We start from the raw sequence: 16638 nt of genomic DNA on the forward strand, positions 1-16638 counted from the left end.
CTCTCCCCCTCTCCCCCTCTCCCCCTCTCCCCATCTCCCCCTCTCCCCCTCTCCCCATCTCCCCCTCTCCCATTAAGGAGCCAATCATGCAGTTAGAACCGCGTCAGCGAGCAATTGGGGCATTTGAAGAGTTTTTGAACGTGCCGCTTGAGGAACGATTGCAACAGCAGCAGAGTCGAGAACCGGAATCCGGGGCGATTGTGCTTTTTCAAAACGTCGCTACCACAGTACCAGCTTACCAGAATTTCCTAGCTGCACTTAACATCAATCCCGCCTCAATTCAAACCTTTGAAGACTTCCAAAAATTGCCACTAATTACCAAAGAGAATTATTTGCGCTGTCACCCGCTACCTCAGTTGTGCCGCGAGGGCAAATTAGAAACTTGCGATTTCATTGCTGTTTCTTCAGGTTCGACGGGAAACCCGACATTTTGGCCTCGTTTTATCAGCGACGAGTTGCAAATTGCCGATCGTTTTGAACAAATATTTCACGACAGTTTTTTCGCCGACACCCGCCGTACTTTAGCTGTAATCTGCTTTGCCTTGGGGACTTGGGTAGGCGGAATGTACACGGCGAATTGCTGCCGCTATCTAGCGAGTAAGGGTTATCCCGTGACGGTGGTGACACCGGGGAATAATAAGACTGAAATATTTCGAGTAGTGCGGGAACTTGGGGAGTATTTCGACCAAGTAGTATTGTTGGGATATCCGCCGTTTATTAAAGATGTAATTGATAGCGGGATTGCTGCGGGTGTGGAGTGGCAAAAATATCGAATTAAGATGGTGTTTGCGGGGGAAGTGTTTAGCGAAGAATGGCGGGGTTTGGTGAGCGATCGCACTAATTATAACAGTATTAATGACAATATTGCTGATAACTCTGAGAACCCTTACGGACAAGTCAACTGTCAACTGTCAACTGTCAACTGTCAACTGTCAACTGACAATCTATATTATAACTCTGCGAGCCTCTACGGTACTGCCGATGCGGGGGTTTTGGGCAACGAGACACCGCTGAGCATTTGCATCCGCCGTTGGTTGGCCAACAATCCCGAAGCAGCGCGCAATTTATTCGGGGAATCGCGGTTGCCAACTCTGGTGCAGTACGATCCGAAAAGCCGCTTTTTTGAAGTGAATGATGACGGCACGCTGTTATTTTCCGGCGACAACGGCATCCCGCTCATACGCTATCACATTTCCGATAATGGCGGTTTAGTTTCTTACGAAGCAATGCTATATTTTTTGGCAGAATGGGGATTTAATCCGGTGGCACATTTGCAGGAAGTGGCGGCTAGGGAAAGTGCCGATTTGCCGAGAGGAATTCGCAATTTACCATTTGTGTATGTATTCGGGCGATCGCACTTTACCGTATCCTACTTCGGTGCTAACATCTACCCAGAAAACGTTACCGTAGGTTTAGAAGCTCCCACCATTAGCGAATGGGTGACTGGAAAATTTGTGCTGCAAGTCAAGGAAGATGCGGATCGAAATCGGTTTTTATCGGTGGTTGTGGAATTAGGAGCGGGGATAGAGGGCGACGAGGAGATGAAAGTGGCGATCGCATCTTCAATTCTCGCGCAATTGCGGCGCCTCAACAGCGAATTTGCTAATTACGTGCCACCCGAATATCAGTTACCCGTCGTGACATTAACGGAGATGGGCGATGCAGAGTATTTCCCGATTGGTTTGAAGCACCGATACACCCGACAGTAAACCGCTATTTTTGGGGAAATACGGGCGCTAAATTGTATCGGGATCGATATTTAATTCTCGCAGTTTTGCGGCCAGGCGATCGGCTCTCCCGGCCTCTTGTTCGGCTCTCCCTGCCTCTGCATCTGCTCGCCCTGTCTCCCTTTCTGCAACCTCTTCAGGAGTAGGAACCAGTTCATTTGCTGCTGTAAAGAAACGCAATTGTCCGCTAGAAATTCCCAAACTCAAATCAAGCTGTTGACTCCGCAGATAGCCTAATTCATTCGGTGCAATTGGTTGATATTCCCCATGTACCAAATGAAACCCAGCTAATTCTAAAGTTTCTGGATCAAACCAAAAGTAATCCAGAGTGCGAAAAGTATCTTGATAGAGTTGTTTTTTAAAGTTTTTATCTATGTTCGCTGTTTTCGGCGACAGGATTTCAAGAATGATATTCGGGTACTTTCCCTCTTCATCCCAAACTACCCAGCTTTTCCGAGTTTTGCGTTCAGTTCCGAGTACCACAAAAAAGTCTGAGCTTCGGAAGTCTTGAGATTTGAGTTGTTGTGTACAGTAATAAATGGTGAAATGACCAGCAGCATAGAAGTCATTTCTATCTCGCCACAACCATTCAAGGCATTGCAGCAATAGGATTATTTGTCGGAGGTGCAGTTCTGTTTCTACCGAATGTTCATCACGGTATAAATCGCTGGGAGGAAAAATAAAATTTTCAGGTATCTCTTCTGGTATTTCTTGAGAAGTAGCTAATTCTGCGGTTGCTGACATGGCTGCTTGGGGAGGAGTAAGAGGTGGTGTGTCTATTTTAGCAACGTTTTTATATGGATGCCCAGGACTATTTATTCTGAAAGGGCGATCGCCCTTTTGGTCAAAAAGTGCGATCTAGCACCAAACAATTAGTCTTTAAATATTACCAATTACCATAAATAATTGGTTTAAAGCCGGAGCCCTGATCGGGAGAAATTAAAAGAAGACGATTCATTCCTCCAATCCTCTTCCTTTTAGGTAGAGGTCGCTATCAACTGTCAACTATCAACTGTCAACTGTCAACTATCAACTATCAACTATCAACTATCAACTATCAACTATCAACTATCAACTATCAACTATCAACTATCAACTGTCAACTGTCCACTGTCAACTGTCCACTGTCAACTGTCCACTGTCAACTGTCCACTGAATGAACGTCAGCTTCTCGGAGAGCGGCCAGAATTTCTGGTCGTTTCATGCGCGCCCAGCCCCGCAATTTCCGCTCTTTGCCGATCGCCTTCAAGCGTCTCAGCGAAAGAGTATCGTAGTCTTCGTCGTCTTCCTCCTGGGGCGGAAACGGCAACTCTAACTGCAACTGCGGTAACTGAGGTTTCGACTGCACCTTCGACTGCTTCTGACGCTGCGTTTTCGGCGGCTTTTTCGTCTCTGGCTGTATTTCTGAGTGCGTCACAGCGGCTCCCAGTTGGCTGCGGAGGGTGGCGATTTGATTTTTTAGGTCATTTTCAACATCTGCGATCGAGTCAGCCACAAACTGATTAATTATTTTGACTGTGCGCTCTAATTTGATTGACAGCAATTTTTCCAGTTCATCCAACTGTCTCAACGCACCTTCAAGATTCATCTCCGAAATAACCGCCGATTTCGGAGAACTATTGCTGCCAGATTGTTCAATTTTTTTAGCCAATTTATCTACCTTTTCATGAAATGTTTTTTCAACTTGTTCGAGCAGACGCTTAATTTGTTCTATTTGGTCACGATCGAAATTCTGCTCAGTTAGAGCTTTTACTTGTTTTTTTAGCAGGTCTTCATTTTTTTTAACAGATTGTTCTATTTGTTGTGTTAGACTCTCTACTTTTTTTTGAAATGATAGCTCAAAATGTTGCAGTAGAGTCTCAAGTTGTGCAGTTTTTTGAGTCGGTTGAGGAGCTAAATGTTCCATTTCTGCTTGAGCCGCAACTACCTCCTCGTCGGTCATTTCAAAAACCCACGCCCACATTTGCTCAATGCCGAGTTCTTTCGCAACAATACACCAATCTGAGCCGCAGACAACTTCATATTCTTCTTCGTTGCTGTAAGCTTCAGTAGGACGTACAATTAAAGGAATTAAGTTGCTGCCTTGCTCGATGAGACTTCTCCTGAGAGCTTCCCGACGTTCGCGAGGGATTTCCTCCCCCTGAGTCTCTGGTACGGCAATTTGGGAAGTGTAAATTTGACTGTGACTAATTGGCTTAATCCGCAAATATTCTACTATTCGGTTTTGATCTTGCGATCGATCCATCTTATTACAAGTCCCCTTTTGTCATAAAAATCAGGTGTTTGGGTAATTATGTATATTTGCACTTTACAGCCTGCGTTTTAAGTGCCACAGGACTAACCCAAGAAATCTAATTATAGGGTGCGAGACAAACACCTTACCCAGACTCTGTGATCTGGGGGAGATATCGGCGGGGTGCTGTACCTGTGCGGCTGGCTGTGGGGTGACAGCCCGGGCGATCCTCTTCGATGGCTTCGCTAACGGCAAAACTGACTGCAATTCCTACAAAAAATCGACTGTGATGAGTTTAACTGGCTGGGGGACACAAATTATACACCGCTTCACTCATCTTTACTTTTTTTGGCGATCGGGCGATCGTCTTTGAGGGCTTCGGTAACGGGCTAGCGTGTTCAGGTGCGATCGCGATTCTGCAAAAAAATATCTTCTTGCGCTTTCTGTACAAAAGATGCTATAAGAATTTTAATGGCGATGGAGCTCGCCAAAACCGCCTTAAGCGTCATTCTTTCCTTGCGTTAATTGAAAGACTAAAAGGCTGATGGCTCCTACTTTTCTGGCTTGCTGCCGGAGAGTAGGGCCGTGAAAACTTTTCACTAATCTCTCATACCTAGCAAGCCTTTGTCCATACTCAGGATCTGGAGAAAGGAATCTCATGTTAGCTAGTGTGCTGTGGATTTTATTGATGGGCTTTTTTTCGTGTCAAATTGCCCGTCGCTTAGGTGTTCCACCTTTGATTGGGATGATTTTGGTGGGGATAGTTTTAGGGCCACAAGTTAGCGATGTCCTTAGTCCAGAAGTGCTGAAATCGGCGGATAATCTACCAATTGTGGCAGTGATGATTATCCTGATGAAAGCGGGATTAGGATTAGATCGAGAAAAGCTGACACAGCAGGGAACTGTGGTGCTGCGGTTAGGAGTTTTACCAGCGGCAATCGAGGCAATTGCGATCGCATTTGTTGCCATGCTAATTTTTAAATTCGACTTTCCCACAGGGTTACTTTTGGGTTGTGTAACTGGCGCAGAATCACGCGCTGTAATTGTCCCTGGAATGCTACGACTAAAAAGTTTAGGCTGGGGTGTCACCAAAGGAATTCCCGATGCCATTCTTACGGGTAGTGCCTTATCTGATGTTTGATTACTGTGTTAATCAGCCGGAAATTACAGAAATTGCACTTTAATCAAAAGTAACAAAAGGAGTTTGTCTCATGAAATGGTTTGAGAAATTTGAGCAATTCATTGCATTACCCCAACTCAGCAAGTGGTTCATAATTTCTTGTATAGTTGGCATTCTTTCCGGCTTAGGTTCCGCCGCTCTCCTAGCTTCTTTAGAATGGGCAACAAATTGGCGAGAATCTCATGTGTGGATTATTGCATTATTGCCCCTAGCTGGATTTTTAAGTGGTTGGTTTTATCATCGATATGGCAAAAAAGTAGAAGCGGGAAATAATCTTTTATTGGAAGAGATTCATAACCCCAAAAATATTATTCCCTTGCGGATGGCTCCGATGGTGCTGCTAGGTACAGATATAACTCATTTATTTGGGGGTTCCGCAGGTCGTGAAGGGACAGCACTGCAAATTGCTGCATCACTCGCAGACCAATTAACTAGAATATTCCGCTTTAAACACGCCGAACGCCGAATTTTATTAATGGCTGGGATTAGTGGTGGATTTGCTTCGGTTTTTGGAACTCCCTTGGCTGGAACTATCTTTGGTTTAGAGGTTTTAGCAATTGGAACTATTAACCATGATGCTCTTTTTCCCTGTTTAGTTGCAGCGGTTGTAGGCGATCGCATTACCTTAGTTTTGGGTTTGCACCATACAGTATATCGTCATGCTCCCCTTGTACCAACGGTAACTCCAATGGGATTAATTTCTGCAATTGTCGCTGGTGCAATCTTCGGAATTGTGGCGATGATTTTTGCTAAATTAACTCACAAAATTAGCCACTTTTTTAAAGCAAAAATCTCCTATCCTCCTTTACGTCCTGCGATCGGTGGTACGATTGTCGCATTGAGTGTCTGGGCGATGGGATCGACTAAATATATTGGTTTGGGTATTCCTACCATTGTCGATGCGTTTTACTCTCAGTTACCACCTTGGGATTTTGCCGCAAAAATAGCTTTAACTGCGTTAACTTTAGGAGCAGGTTTTAAAGGCGGGGAAGTGACTCCTCTATTTTTTATTGGTGCAACATTAGGCAATGCTTTGTCATTAATCTTGGCATTACCAGCACCTTTATTGGCAGGAATGGGATTTGTTGCTGTCTTTGGCGGTGCTGCGAATACACCGATCGCTTCAACTTTAATGGGAATTGAACTTTTTGGTCTAGAATCCGGGGTATTTATTGCGATTGCTTGTGTGATGAGCTATGTTTTTTCAGGTCATGCGGGCATTTATAGTTCACAGCGAATTGGTTCTAGAAAATACCCTTTTATGTCAATGCAAGAAGAGTTAAAGTTGCCAAATCATGCAAATAATAATTCTTTTGATGCAGAAGAAACTATTAAGTAGTCGCGGCCGCTAACTTTATTTGAGATGGTTCGGTTAATCGGATATGCTGATTACTGATCCTACGCTGTCAAATAAACCCGCGATCGCGATGCTAGTCACTTTGGTATTAGTTATTTGGCTGGAAACCGCTAAACAGCAAATCAGTCGAGCAGCAGGTTGGTTTTTACTCGCGGCTTATCCAGTCTTGCTGATGGTCATGTTTTGCTGTAATTCCGATCAACTCAAAAAGAATACTTATGAAAGGTGATCTGTTACAAAACTCTGTTTGGTGGATTTGATGGCATGGGCGGCAAAACTGACTGCAATTGCTACACAAAATCGGCTGTGATGAGTTGAATTGGCTGGGGGACAAAAATTATACACCGCTTCACTCATCTTTACTCTTTTTGGCGATCGGGCGATCGCTAGAGTGTTTAAGTGCGATCGCAATTGCGATTTATACGAAAGCCAGCTTTAATATTCCCTTTATTCTTTAGTCTCTTAGAGAGCGACGAAAGTTTGTCTAGGATCTGTTTCAACCGCCGAGTGATATCGGGTTTTTCAACGTTTGTCGGATCGGCTTATATCAATGCCCCAAAAATGTAATTTAGATGGCTGAAAGCTTATAAATATTTTTGCCACTTGTCAATAAGCTTAATCATTGTTTTCTCCCCTAACCCGTTAATGCGTTCCAACACATTTTCAAAAGATGCAAACTGCTCCAAATCTCGACCATTGATGATTTTCTCTATTATTTGAGGTTTGAGACCAGCATTTTTCAAATTTGCCGCCAGTTTGAATTTATCTTGAGTGTTGAGTGCTTCCAACAGCGGAACTGGCTTGGGAATCCTGCTTTCAACATCTTTAACCCTCTCTATCAGCGCCTGTTTTTCTCGCGTATACTCGGCTTTCAATTCATTAATTCTGTTTTCCAATCTACTTTCAATATTTGTCAGCCGCTGTTCAAAGCTGGAGGACTGTTGCGTAACCACACTTACAATTGGATTCTCAGTGATTGCGGTTTTTCTGAGAATTGCAAGTTGTTCGAGGAGAAGATCTTTATTTTCTTCTTCCAGGATGAATGCTCCGATTGTCTCGCCTTTGAGAGCTTCTATTTCCTTTGCTCTGACTGCCGCGTAGTATTCAAAGTCTCCGTCTACTATTTCGTAGGCATCCATACCGTTGCGGCGGACAATTATCGGATTAATCAATCCTCCTAATTCTAAAATTAGTCTGGCTAATTTCTCCAAATCAGGCTCGGCAAAATTGGAACGGGCCACTGTGCAAGTAATTCTTTTCACTGCAACCAGTGACGGAAATAATTTTTTCATGAGTTTTTACCTATTTTTTCCAAAACTTCTTCGGCTAACATTTCAAATTCTTGAGAGGCGATGGAATCTGGCTTAAAGTCTAGCACTGAAATCGGATCGGCGATTTCCATATTTCCCACCATTTGCATTTGTTCTGCACACTTTGCTAAATCGTCTCTCTCGTAAATTACGCTGTCCATGATTTCCATACCGTAGCGTTTGGGAATTGCCTCCCTCCGTTTGGGCAAACTGTATTGTACAAATTTAGCATTAGTGGAGATTTTGCAAGGGAGAACGCCTAAAACTTCTAAAGGTTTCTTGCCGATTAGTTTTTTGAATCCGTTAACTGTTTTGATAAAATCCTTGACATTAATCAATCCTTGATTGGCAAAAGGTTTTAAGTCAGAAGGAATAATCAAATAATCCGCCGTAATCAGGGCAACTCTAGCGAAAAAATTCAAAGATGGTGGCGTATCAATCAGTACAATATCATATATATCCTCTACTTTTGCTAGTTTTTGAATTAAAATCAGTCGGCTGTAATCTAGTTGATTGAATTCGTTTTCTTCGTGCATCAAATTGATGTGGGAAGGAATTACATCAATTTCGGGATGGCAAAAACTTGACTTGCGTGCTACTTCGCCTATCGAATAACCATCTTCTGATTGCAAAACGTGAAGAATATTGCTATCTTTCAAATCGTCTTGTTCTTCATCATCAAATTTTACCAAACCAGTTGCAAAGGTTGTATTTGCCTGACTGTCTAAGTCGATGACTAGGACTCTTTTACCTTGCTTGCTGAACGCTGCGGCTAAATTGACTACTGTTGTAGTTTTGCCGACGCCGCCTTTGTTATGGTAAACTGCAATGATTTTCATAGTGTTTTCTCTTTTTTGGGGAACGATTAAATCAGGTATTTGTTCCGGTTCTGAGATTTGACTTGGCTCAGGTTCTGCCGTGGCGGGATTGTTTTGTTGTACTGGTATTTCGCTAATTAACTCAGGAATAACTAAATTAAGTTTACTATCTTCCAGTTCCAGATTGTCTTGATCTTTTACAAAATTTAAACTATCTCTGCCAATTAAAGCGATAATTTCATCAATTTTCGTTTCAATATCTTGGCCGGTGCACTGAAATAATAGCTTAATATCATCGGCGACTATAGCGTAGATTCTAATTTCTTTACCGTTAGTTATGAGTCCGTAGCGGATGCTTAAACTTGTTAAGTAACGCTTCAGTTTCCGCAGATGGCGGTCTAAATTTTCCTTCGGATGTTTTGCTTCCATGACTAAACTCATGGGCGAGTTTACATCGAGAACTATGGGGATAACTTGGGTAGCAAAGGAGAGGAAGTCTAGGCGAATATTTCCAAAGGCGATTTCTTGGTGCCAAGTGTCGGGGGTATAGCCCAGTTTTGGCAACAAATAACTGACAATGAGTTTGCTTTCTACTTCGCTTTCGTTGCGACAGTTATTGGGATTGAAAGCCATTCGATTTTAGATTTTAGATTTTAAATTTTACAGTAAAGCAGTGCGGTGTCTATCGCCCCACAAACTCAAGCGCACGCAGTACACACCCCACAAAAGGGTAACATCTATCGCGTTACAAATGCTGCGGATTGTGATATTGAGAAAACCCGGATTGTTAAACAAAACCGGGTTTTTTGGGAATTTATCGCGTTTCAAACTTACTTGGTTTGAGCGTGAAATTCCTCTAATGTCTGATAGCCGCCAGCCGGATTGTACAGGTGACAGTTGTCGGCAATCCGCTTCATTAAAGCCCAAGAAAATTTGGTTTCATAGAGATGAGGTTGCCAGTTTTCTTTCAAGCTGCTGTGGGCTAGGCGCAAGTTGTACCAGGGTATAGCAGTTGAAAGGTGGTGAGGAACGTGCACATTAATGTCGTGGCACAGAAACTCTACCCAGCGGGGATAATCGCAGTGAACTGTTCCCGATAGTTGTGCTTGGGCTTCGTTCCATTCTTCGGGTGCTTTAAATGAAATGTCTGGTGCTGTGTGGTGAACAATGGTGAAAGTGCTCATCCAGAAATGGTAAACCATCCAGGGCAGCAACCAAAATTTGACAAATCCCCAAATGCCTGTTGTGGCAATTAAAAGCGGAAATCCGATCGCAGCACCGATTAAAACTACTAAAACCGAAAATCTGACTTGTTCGCGCTGTTGGCCTTCTTTGAAGCGCGACCACATAAAGTGTACTTTTGCCCAGTGGGCGATCGAGCCAACCCACCAGATCGGGCCAAAGATTAAACGATAAGCGATTTGTAATGCTTTGGGTGCGGCAGCATAATCTGCTGCTGTCATCGGTTGCCAAGCATTATCTTCACCAATTTTGTTGGTGTGCTTGTGGTGGTAATTGTGTCCGTGACGCCAGGCGTGAAACGGGAAAATTAACGGCAGAAATGCGAGATGTCCGACTAAATCGTTTACCCAGCGGCGGTTAGCAAATGACCGGTGACCGCAGTCGTGGCCGATTACAAAAAAACCGGTTAAACCGGTGCCTGTGAAAATCCACATTAGGGGCAGTAAATACCAAGGTGATACTGCTATGCCAACATAACCGACAGCAACTAGAAGAACGTTGACGATGACTTTTGTCCAAGCTTTGCGGGGGTTTTTGACAAAAACTTCGCGCGGCAGGGTTTTGAGAATATCTTTGAGGCGCAGGTTGGAAGTGTCACTTGCGGATGTCAATTTTAGTGGTTTTTCGATCGATGCTGTCATAAATTGATTTCGATTCTCCGTATGCCATGTGGATGGCTTAACAAAATTAACGCAGTACAAAAGCGCCATAAAATATCAGCTCGTTGCCAGCTTGCGGCAGAGGAGTTGAGCTTTAGGCAAGCGCGTTTTAGCAAATGCTAGCGATCGCTATCCGCAGTTAGGAATTTCTAGCACTTTTGGCAAAAAATACTGCGGGTAGCAAAACATTCGTTTTTATAACACAGGGGGCAGGACAATTAGCATTAGCGGGTGTTGTTTGCTAATTGCTGTTGCTGCCAGAAATTGGGTCGAGGGCCGGCAAAAGGGCGATCGAGCGTTGGCGTTTGAGGGTTTGCACTTGCAGCAGCAAGGAGTCGATTTCTGCTTGCAGGTGCAGGAACTTAACTTGCTGATCGGCTTGGTAGGGGCACTTCACCAAATCTAATTCGCGAGTCAAGCAGGTCGATTGGGTAGAAGAACTAGCCATTTCGGGATTGCTCGCGGTGATTTGAGGCCGGGAAAGAGTGGATGAATTATTTGACATTAGTAATTGAGTAGACATATCTACACATTCACAGAAAAGCTCGGTAAGTGGGAAGCTCAGAGACTTTAGTCCTGAGAGGAAAACGATCCGGCGATTTCAATCGCCTTGAATCCCCTTGCGAGGTGGAGCGGTATGGTTACCCCTCCAGTGAGGATATGGTTGTCCTCTGCTCCTTTCGGAGTAATGTTAGCTTCGCCAATGTTATAAAGGCTTGTCAGGCTAGCAGCACTGTCTCAGTGACTTTAAGACTGTTTAACTACTAGCGACAGAGCAAGGGACTAGCTTCGCATCCCAGGGTGTCATGACCTAAATAACGTAGCCAGTTAAGACTTAGGCTGGTCAGTACAGCTTGCTTGATTTCTCTTACAAGCTCAGTGGCTTTAGCCCTGAGTTACTGACACCATTAAGTTACTTTAACCTGAACCGATCGTATTAAACATCAAATTAACCGATCGAGCTAAAATTAGTGTAAATTCCTTGGCCATTGCCTAAAACCATTGACATCGTGACCCTGATTCTACCTGCTACTCAGTCTGCTGCTAACTCCGCTGCCCGCGCTGCCTCGCCGAAACACTACGGCTGGCCGGGCTTGATCGAAGCTTATCGCCCCTACCTGCCCGTGACGGAAACCACGCCGGTAGTGACACTCCAAGAAGGCAATACTCCCCTGATTCCAGCACCGGCGATCGCCTCTCTCATCGGTAGAGACGTGCGCGTCCTGGTCAAATACGACGGCCTCAACCCCACTGGGAGTTTCAAAGACCGGGGGATGACTATGGCGATTTCCAAGGCAAAGGAAGCCGGCGCCGAAGCTGTAATTTGCGCCAGTACCGGCAATACTTCGGCATCGGCGGCCGCCTACGCCAGACGCGGGGGAATGCGAGCTTTCGTGTTGATTCCCGAAGGTTACGTGGCTTTGGGCAAGCTGGCGCAAGCTTTGCTTTACGGTGCGGAAGTAATTTCGATTCAGGGAAATTTCGATCGCGCCTTAGAAATTGTCCGCGAAATGGCTGTCAATTATCCGGTGACATTGGTCAACTCCGTCAACCCTTACCGCTTGGAAGGCCAAAAAACCGGCGCTTTTGAAGTGGTAGACGCCTTGGGCGACGCCCCCGACTGGCTGTGTATTCCCGTAGGAAATGCGGGAAACATCACAGCATACTGGATGGGGTTTTGTCAATACCACCAAGCAAAAAAATGTTCGCGCCTACCGCGAATGATGGGATTCCAAGCAGCCGGAGCAGCACCGTTGGTAACGGGCCAAGCGGTGTCGCACCCAGAAACCTTGGCGACGGCAATTCGGATCGGCAACCCTGCTAGCTGGAAACAGGCGATCGCAGCTTCCGAAGCCAGCCGCGGCAGTTTTACCGCCGTCACCGACGAAGAAATTCTCGACGCTTACCGCTTGCTAGCATCCCAGGAAGGGATTTTCTGCGAACCGGCGAGTGCTGCTTCTGTAGCCGGCTTGCTGAAGGTAAAAGACCAAGTTCCGACAGGAGCGACGGTGGTTTGCGTGCTGACTGGTAACGGCTTAAAAGACCCGGATACAGCAATCAATCACAGCAATAACACATTCAAACAGGGAATTGCTCCTAGTTTGGATGCGGTAGCTGGGGCGATGGGATTTTAAGCAGAAGGAAGAAGGAAGAGGGAAGAAGGAAGAAGGAAGAAGGAAGAAATTTTCTTGTATAACTGAAAAATCTTTGCGATCTTCTCTCTCTTCTCTTCCTCTGCGTCCTCTGCGCCCTCTGCGGTTCAGAAAAATCTTATTTAGGATTTAGGAAGAAGGAAAAAATTTTCTTGTATAACTGAAAAATCTTTGTGATCTTCTCTCTCTTCTCTTCCTCTGCGTCCTCTGCGCCCTCTGCGGTTCAGAAAATCTTATTAAGGAGTTACGAACAAACATCATGGTTCAATCACCTCCAAAACTTCTAACTATTGATGAATTTATTGCTAACTACGGCGACAGCAATAGTTACGAACTAATCGATGGTGAATTAACCGAAATGGAACCAACGGGGCCGCACGAACAAGTATCCGCCTTTCTCGGACAGAAATTAAATGTAGAAATTGACCGTCTGGATTTACCCTACTTTATTCCCCCTCGCTGTCTCATCAAACTATTAGGAACAACAACAGCCTTTCGCCCGGATGTGCTGGTATTAGATCAAACTCGACTGATTAATGAGCCATTGTGGCAACAAGAACCTGTAATTACATCGGGAAACTCGATTAAACTAATCGCTGAAGTCGTGAGTACCAATTGGCCAAACGACTATGCCCGCAAAGTTGAAGATTACACCTTGCTGGGAATTCCTGAGTATTGGATTGTTGATTATTTGGGCATTGGCGGCAGAGAATATATTGGCAAACCGAAACAGCCGACAATTACAATTTGTACGCTGCAAGAGGATGAGTATCAAAGACAGTTGTTTCAAAAGGACGATCGACTGATTTCCTCAATTTTCCCAGATTTACAGCTAACTGCACAACAAATATTCGCAACAAGTGGCATTTTTAACTCCTAATTCCCAAACGGCGGTAGATCGAGTAATTGGTTTTTAGAAGGTGAAAGCTGGGCGGGATTTCGGCCGGTTTGGGTGGGAGTTTGGCGGATCTCGATCGCAGTTTCGCCCGGATTTGCGGTGCGAGTAGGTACTATTTCTAAAGAATATGCTGGTGCTGGTTCCATTTTTGTAGTAGGAACAGTTTGTGCTTTGGTGAGCAAGTCAACGGCGTCTCCGAGGGCGGTGGTTAAATTTCTGCTAGTTTCGGCGTGACGGGCTTCTTCTTGTTTGAGGGCTTGAGTCAGTTGTTTAATTTGTTCGATCGCCCGATCGCGCTCTTCGAGAACTTCTGCTAACTTAGCTTTAAGTTCCCCAACTGTATGCAGTCGTTCAACCTCCTGCTGGCGAACAACTCCAGCCTCGTCACCTTCGGGGTCAATCGGGTAGAAATTCTGCAATTCCTCTATCTGCGCTGACAAAGCACTGATGCTTTGCTGAGTGAACTTAGCATCATTCCGGCGTTGCTCCGCTTCGGTATTATAGAGTTGGCGCCATTGAGCCGCACTTTCACCAGCGTCATCGCGATCGCGCGAAACCTCTGTTAACTGCTGTTGCAGCCGCTTAATTTCATCTAACCATTGTCTGACATCTTGAGACATATTGTTTATTTTAGATTTTAGATTTTAGATTTTAGATTGAAGAAGGGGTAATTGTGAATGGGTAATCGCTTAATTAATTAATTGTCTTTATTTCCATTTGCCCGATCGCCCTGTATTCATTTTGCATTTTCCAGTTCCCCATTTCCTGTGCGCTATGAACATTTATTACTGGTTGCGCTACGTAATTTTAGCTTTTTTGAAGGCACTTTTGAGGCTGCTGAGAGCTGTCACAAGCAAATTTGGTGATTTTTGGCAGTTTTGCCGGTGTTTAACTTGGAGCACACTCAAGCAAGTCGCAGTGAAGGCGGGAGAGCAGCGGTTGCCGGGGCTGTCTGCGGAAATGGCCTACAATTCTATGCTGGCGTTGTTTCCGGGGCTTTTGGCTGTCTTGTCGGCGATCGCCCTGTTTGAACCTTTGCAATCAACACTGTATCAAATCGCCCGTCTTTTGGGGGAAGTGATACCAGATGACGTTAGGAATTTGATTCGCGGCTTAATCAAAGAAATTCTCTTAACTCGCAATAAAGGGTTGTTTTCGGTGAGCTTTTTTGCGTCACTGTGGGCATTTTCTGGCGTAATGAGCGCGGCGATGGCTGCGATGGATCGCATCCATGAAATCCCGATCGATCGAACTCGCTCTTTTGTGAAAGCAAAACTCATTTCATTAGGGCTGAGCATCGGTACAATTGTGCTGTTAATTATAGCATCGGGAGCTGTATTTGTCAGCGACTTAATTGTGCAAGCTCTTGCCCGTCAGAGTTGCTTCTTGGAGTCCGTCGCCAATTGCGATTTAAAAGATGTCCAAAATTGCTTGTTGCTCGCCGGAAATTGCCCTTTAGAGTCCCAATTATTAGCTGTTTGGCGGCTGTGGCGGTGGCCGAGTTCTTTAGGGATTGTATCAGTTGCCTTTGCTTTTGTTTACCGCTACGGGCCGAGTCGCCATCAAGCCGATATTCCAATTTTTTCGGGAGCTGTTTTTGCTGCTATTTTGTGGGCGCTGCTTTCGGCTTTGTTTCGGTTTTATGTTTTGCATTTAAGCAATTTCAGTTGGACTTACGGCACGATCGGCACTTTTATTGTGTTGCTGCTATGGCTGTATCTTTCTTGTTTGGCGATGTTGAGCGGTGCTCAGTTGAATGTGACAGTGGGAAAGGCAATGAAACTATCAAGAAAATGATAATTTGGAAGGAAGTTCGGCAAGGGATTGTGTAGCGGATGTAACGGATGGATGTTGAGAAAAGAAGTTATCTAGGAGAGAGCGAAGAGGTTGGTGTAGTGGGGCGGGTTCACCCGAATCTATAATATAAACGAAAAAGCCAGTAAACCCGCCCCGACCCCGACTGATTAATTGTTTAACTTACCATAAAGAATTGGTTTAAAGCCTCTCCCCTAAATGCGAGAAATTAAAATCAGACTATTATTCATTGCTTCAATCCTCTTCCTTCCAGGTAAAGTGCTGTCAACTGTCAACTGTCAACTGAATGAACGGATGCCCGATTAATTACGCAGTAAAGTGCTGAGGATACCCGCAACAAAAGATAGCAAAATCAGTATCCAAATAACAGCGCCGGGAATGAATGTCAAGAGGCCAACTCCTCTGAGAATCCAAACTAACAAAGTTATCCCCAGGATAGTCAAGAAGATGCTAGTTGATAGTCGAAGTTGAAATTTAGGAGAATTAGTCATGTTGAATGTAAAAATTTTATCTGGATCAATGATAGCTGTTTTATTGGCGATCGGCTTTCACATCGGATTAATTTCGAGTCCCGATGCTGCTGTAGCGCGTGTAGGTGCAAATAAGCTGGGGGAAGTGGCGAATGCTGCGATAAAAGCTCCTTCTGCAAGTTTAGCAATTAGCGATCGCACAATTGGCGAAGCAAAAATCGGCATGACTTTCGGACAACTCAAGCAGGCTTTGGGTTCCACAGCCCAGTTTCAGGTAGAGTCTCCTTTTATGGTAGACTTTGATGCAGTGGCGATTAGTCGATCGGGCAAAGTGCAGTATCGGATTATCTATGCTGCCGGTACAAAGCTCAAAGATACCGATGTTATTGAACTTTTGATGACTGAAAACGCCAATTATAAAACTGTTCAGGGCGTAGGGCCGGGAATGACATTGAGACAAGCCGAGGCAATTTACGGCAAAGCTACATTATCTTATAACACAGACAATGAATCCAGAGAAGGAGTTGTCTTTGCCAAACAACCGACTCGAAAAATTATGTTTGTTCCCAAGGCTGAGGGAAAACAATTTGCCGGGGTTTATGGTGCTGGGAAAGGTGGATTTTATCAGACTAATAAGTATCAGCCGAATGCTGCGATTAAGTCCGTGATGGTGCGGAAGTAGACTGATCATTCCCAGAAACCGGGTTTCTTCCGAGACATCTCGCCATCCAACCTAAATCATCCGAAAAACCCGGTTTATTAGCCTTTTTTATAAT

15 protein-coding genes, 1 pseudogene and 1 riboswitch are annotated in these 16638 nt (G+C 44.7%); of the genes and pseudogenes, 9 read left to right on the forward strand and 7 right to left on the reverse strand.

Annotated features, from left to right (window positions below):
• On the forward strand, window positions 1-1709 hold a 1709-nt coding region (locus QUB66_RS25855; protein WP_332971289.1), incomplete at its 5' end, for a phenylacetate--CoA ligase family protein.
• Window positions 1710-1736: 27 nt separating this feature from the next.
• On the opposite strand, the gene QUB66_RS25860 is transcribed toward QUB66_RS25855, so the two are convergent.
• Complete coding sequence (locus QUB66_RS25860; protein WP_332967306.1) at window positions 1737-2471, reverse strand: Uma2 family endonuclease; 735 nt, start codon at window positions 2469-2471, stop codon at window positions 1737-1739.
• 397 nt (window positions 2472-2868) lie between these two features.
• Window positions 2869-3972: a Rho termination factor (modular protein) gene (locus QUB66_RS25865; RefSeq protein ID WP_265238416.1), complete on the reverse strand. Its 1104-nt coding sequence runs from the start codon at window positions 3970-3972 to the stop codon at window positions 2869-2871.
• 452 nt (window positions 3973-4424) lie between these two features.
• A riboswitch (Fluoride riboswitch) is annotated at window positions 4425-4521 on the forward strand.
• Window positions 4522-4618: 97 nt separating this feature from the next.
• On the opposite strand from QUB66_RS25865, the pseudogene QUB66_RS25870 reads away from it, so the two are divergent.
• The 4 genes and pseudogenes from QUB66_RS25870 to QUB66_RS25885 all read left to right on the forward strand — a co-directional run.
• Window positions 4619-5098, forward strand: a pseudogene (locus tag QUB66_RS25870) (cation:proton antiporter domain-containing protein); the annotation flags it as partial.
• A gap of 73 nt (window positions 5099-5171) precedes the next feature.
• Window positions 5172-6479, forward strand: coding sequence for a voltage-gated chloride channel family protein (locus QUB66_RS25875; RefSeq protein WP_332967303.1), 1308 nt, complete (start codon window positions 5172-5174; stop codon window positions 6477-6479).
• Window positions 6480-6522: 43 nt separating this feature from the next.
• Window positions 6523-6726, forward strand: a complete 204-nt coding sequence (locus tag QUB66_RS25880; protein WP_332967302.1) for a hypothetical protein — start codon at window positions 6523-6525, stop codon at window positions 6724-6726.
• Between the two features lie 58 nt (window positions 6727-6784).
• Window positions 6785-6955 carry a hypothetical protein gene (locus tag QUB66_RS25885; protein WP_332967301.1) on the forward strand — a complete coding sequence of 57 codons (171 nt, stop codon included), beginning with the start codon at window positions 6785-6787 and terminating at the stop codon, window positions 6953-6955.
• 126 nt (window positions 6956-7081) lie between these two features.
• Here the strand turns inward: QUB66_RS25885 and QUB66_RS25890 are convergent, their stop codons facing one another.
• From QUB66_RS25890 to QUB66_RS25905, 4 genes are all read right to left on the reverse strand, one after another.
• Window positions 7082-7789: a ParB N-terminal domain-containing protein gene (locus QUB66_RS25890; protein WP_265238422.1), complete on the reverse strand. Its 708-nt coding sequence runs from the start codon at window positions 7787-7789 to the stop codon at window positions 7082-7084.
• Entirely contained in the window at window positions 7786-9258 is a 1473-nt protein-coding gene (locus QUB66_RS25895; protein WP_265238424.1) for an AAA family ATPase, read from the reverse strand. The genes QUB66_RS25890 and QUB66_RS25895 overlap by 4 nt, the downstream gene beginning before the upstream one ends.
• 197 nt (window positions 9259-9455) lie before the next feature.
• A complete protein-coding gene (locus QUB66_RS25900) occupies window positions 9456-10508 on the reverse strand; it encodes a fatty acid desaturase (RefSeq protein ID WP_265238425.1) in 1053 nt (350 codons plus the stop codon).
• A 259-nt stretch (window positions 10509-10767) separates the two neighbouring features.
• The gene (locus tag QUB66_RS25905) at window positions 10768-11049 is read right to left on the reverse strand and encodes a hypothetical protein (RefSeq protein ID WP_332967297.1); all 282 of its coding nucleotides are present in this window, start codon (window positions 11047-11049) and stop codon (window positions 10768-10770) included.
• 487 nt (window positions 11050-11536) lie between these two features.
• Here QUB66_RS25905 and thrC point away from each other — a divergent pair, with 487 nt between their 5' ends.
• Both thrC and QUB66_RS25915 read left to right on the forward strand, forming a co-directional pair.
• Complete coding sequence (gene thrC, locus QUB66_RS25910; protein ID WP_265238463.1) at window positions 11537-12661, forward strand: threonine synthase; 1125 nt, start codon at window positions 11537-11539, stop codon at window positions 12659-12661.
• A 277-nt stretch (window positions 12662-12938) separates the two neighbouring features.
• Window positions 12939-13559 (forward strand): Uma2 family endonuclease, encoded by a 621-nt coding sequence (locus tag QUB66_RS25915; protein ID WP_332967296.1) that lies wholly within the window; start codon window positions 12939-12941, stop codon window positions 13557-13559.
• Here the strand turns inward: QUB66_RS25915 and QUB66_RS25920 are convergent.
• Window positions 13556-14197 (reverse strand): hypothetical protein, encoded by a 642-nt coding sequence (locus tag QUB66_RS25920; protein ID WP_332967294.1) that lies wholly within the window; start codon window positions 14195-14197, stop codon window positions 13556-13558. The two genes, QUB66_RS25915 and QUB66_RS25920, sit on opposite strands and share 4 nt — an antisense overlap.
• 154 nt (window positions 14198-14351) lie before the next feature.
• Here QUB66_RS25920 and QUB66_RS25925 point away from each other — a divergent pair, with 154 nt between their 5' ends.
• A complete protein-coding gene (locus QUB66_RS25925) occupies window positions 14352-15374 on the forward strand; it encodes a YihY/virulence factor BrkB family protein (RefSeq protein WP_265238432.1) in 1023 nt (340 codons plus the stop codon).
• 507 nt (window positions 15375-15881) lie between these two features.
• Window positions 15882-16544, forward strand: a complete 663-nt coding sequence (locus QUB66_RS25930; protein ID WP_332967293.1) for a hypothetical protein — start codon at window positions 15882-15884, stop codon at window positions 16542-16544.
• The last annotated feature ends 94 nt before the right edge of the window (window positions 16545-16638 follow it).

Origin of the sequence: Microcoleus sp. A2-C3 (assembly GCF_036706065.1) — a bacterium.
Taxonomy (GTDB): domain Bacteria; phylum Cyanobacteriota; class Cyanobacteriia; order Cyanobacteriales; family Microcoleaceae; genus Microcoleus.

Bases quoted from the DNA above. Each gene is read 5' to 3' on its own strand.
- QUB66_RS25860 (WP_332967306.1), bottom strand. From the start codon at position 2,471: ATGTCAGCAACCGCAGAATTAGCTACTTCTCAAGAAATACCAGAAGAG.
- QUB66_RS25865 (WP_265238416.1), bottom strand. From the start codon at position 3,972: ATGGATCGATCGCAAGATCAAAACCGAATAGTAGAATATTTGCGGATT.
- QUB66_RS25875 (WP_332967303.1), top strand. From the start codon at position 5,172: ATGAAATGGTTTGAGAAATTTGAGCAATTCATTGCATTACCCCAACTC.
- QUB66_RS25880 (WP_332967302.1), top strand. From the start codon at position 6,523: ATGCTGATTACTGATCCTACGCTGTCAAATAAACCCGCGATCGCGATG.
- QUB66_RS25890 (WP_265238422.1), bottom strand. From the start codon at position 7,789: ATGAAAAAATTATTTCCGTCACTGGTTGCAGTGAAAAGAATTACTTGC.
- QUB66_RS25895 (WP_265238424.1), bottom strand. From the start codon at position 9,258: ATGGCTTTCAATCCCAATAACTGTCGCAACGAAAGCGAAGTAGAAAGC.
- QUB66_RS25900 (WP_265238425.1), bottom strand. From the start codon at position 10,508: ATGACAGCATCGATCGAAAAACCACTAAAATTGACATCCGCAAGTGAC.
- QUB66_RS25905 (WP_332967297.1), bottom strand. From the start codon at position 11,049: ATGTCTACTCAATTACTAATGTCAAATAATTCATCCACTCTTTCCCGG.
- QUB66_RS25915 (WP_332967296.1), top strand. From the start codon at position 12,939: ATGGTTCAATCACCTCCAAAACTTCTAACTATTGATGAATTTATTGCT.
- QUB66_RS25920 (WP_332967294.1), bottom strand. From the start codon at position 14,197: ATGTCTCAAGATGTCAGACAATGGTTAGATGAAATTAAGCGGCTGCAA.
- QUB66_RS25925 (WP_265238432.1), top strand. From the start codon at position 14,352: ATGAACATTTATTACTGGTTGCGCTACGTAATTTTAGCTTTTTTGAAG.
- QUB66_RS25930 (WP_332967293.1), top strand. From the start codon at position 15,882: ATGTTGAATGTAAAAATTTTATCTGGATCAATGATAGCTGTTTTATTG.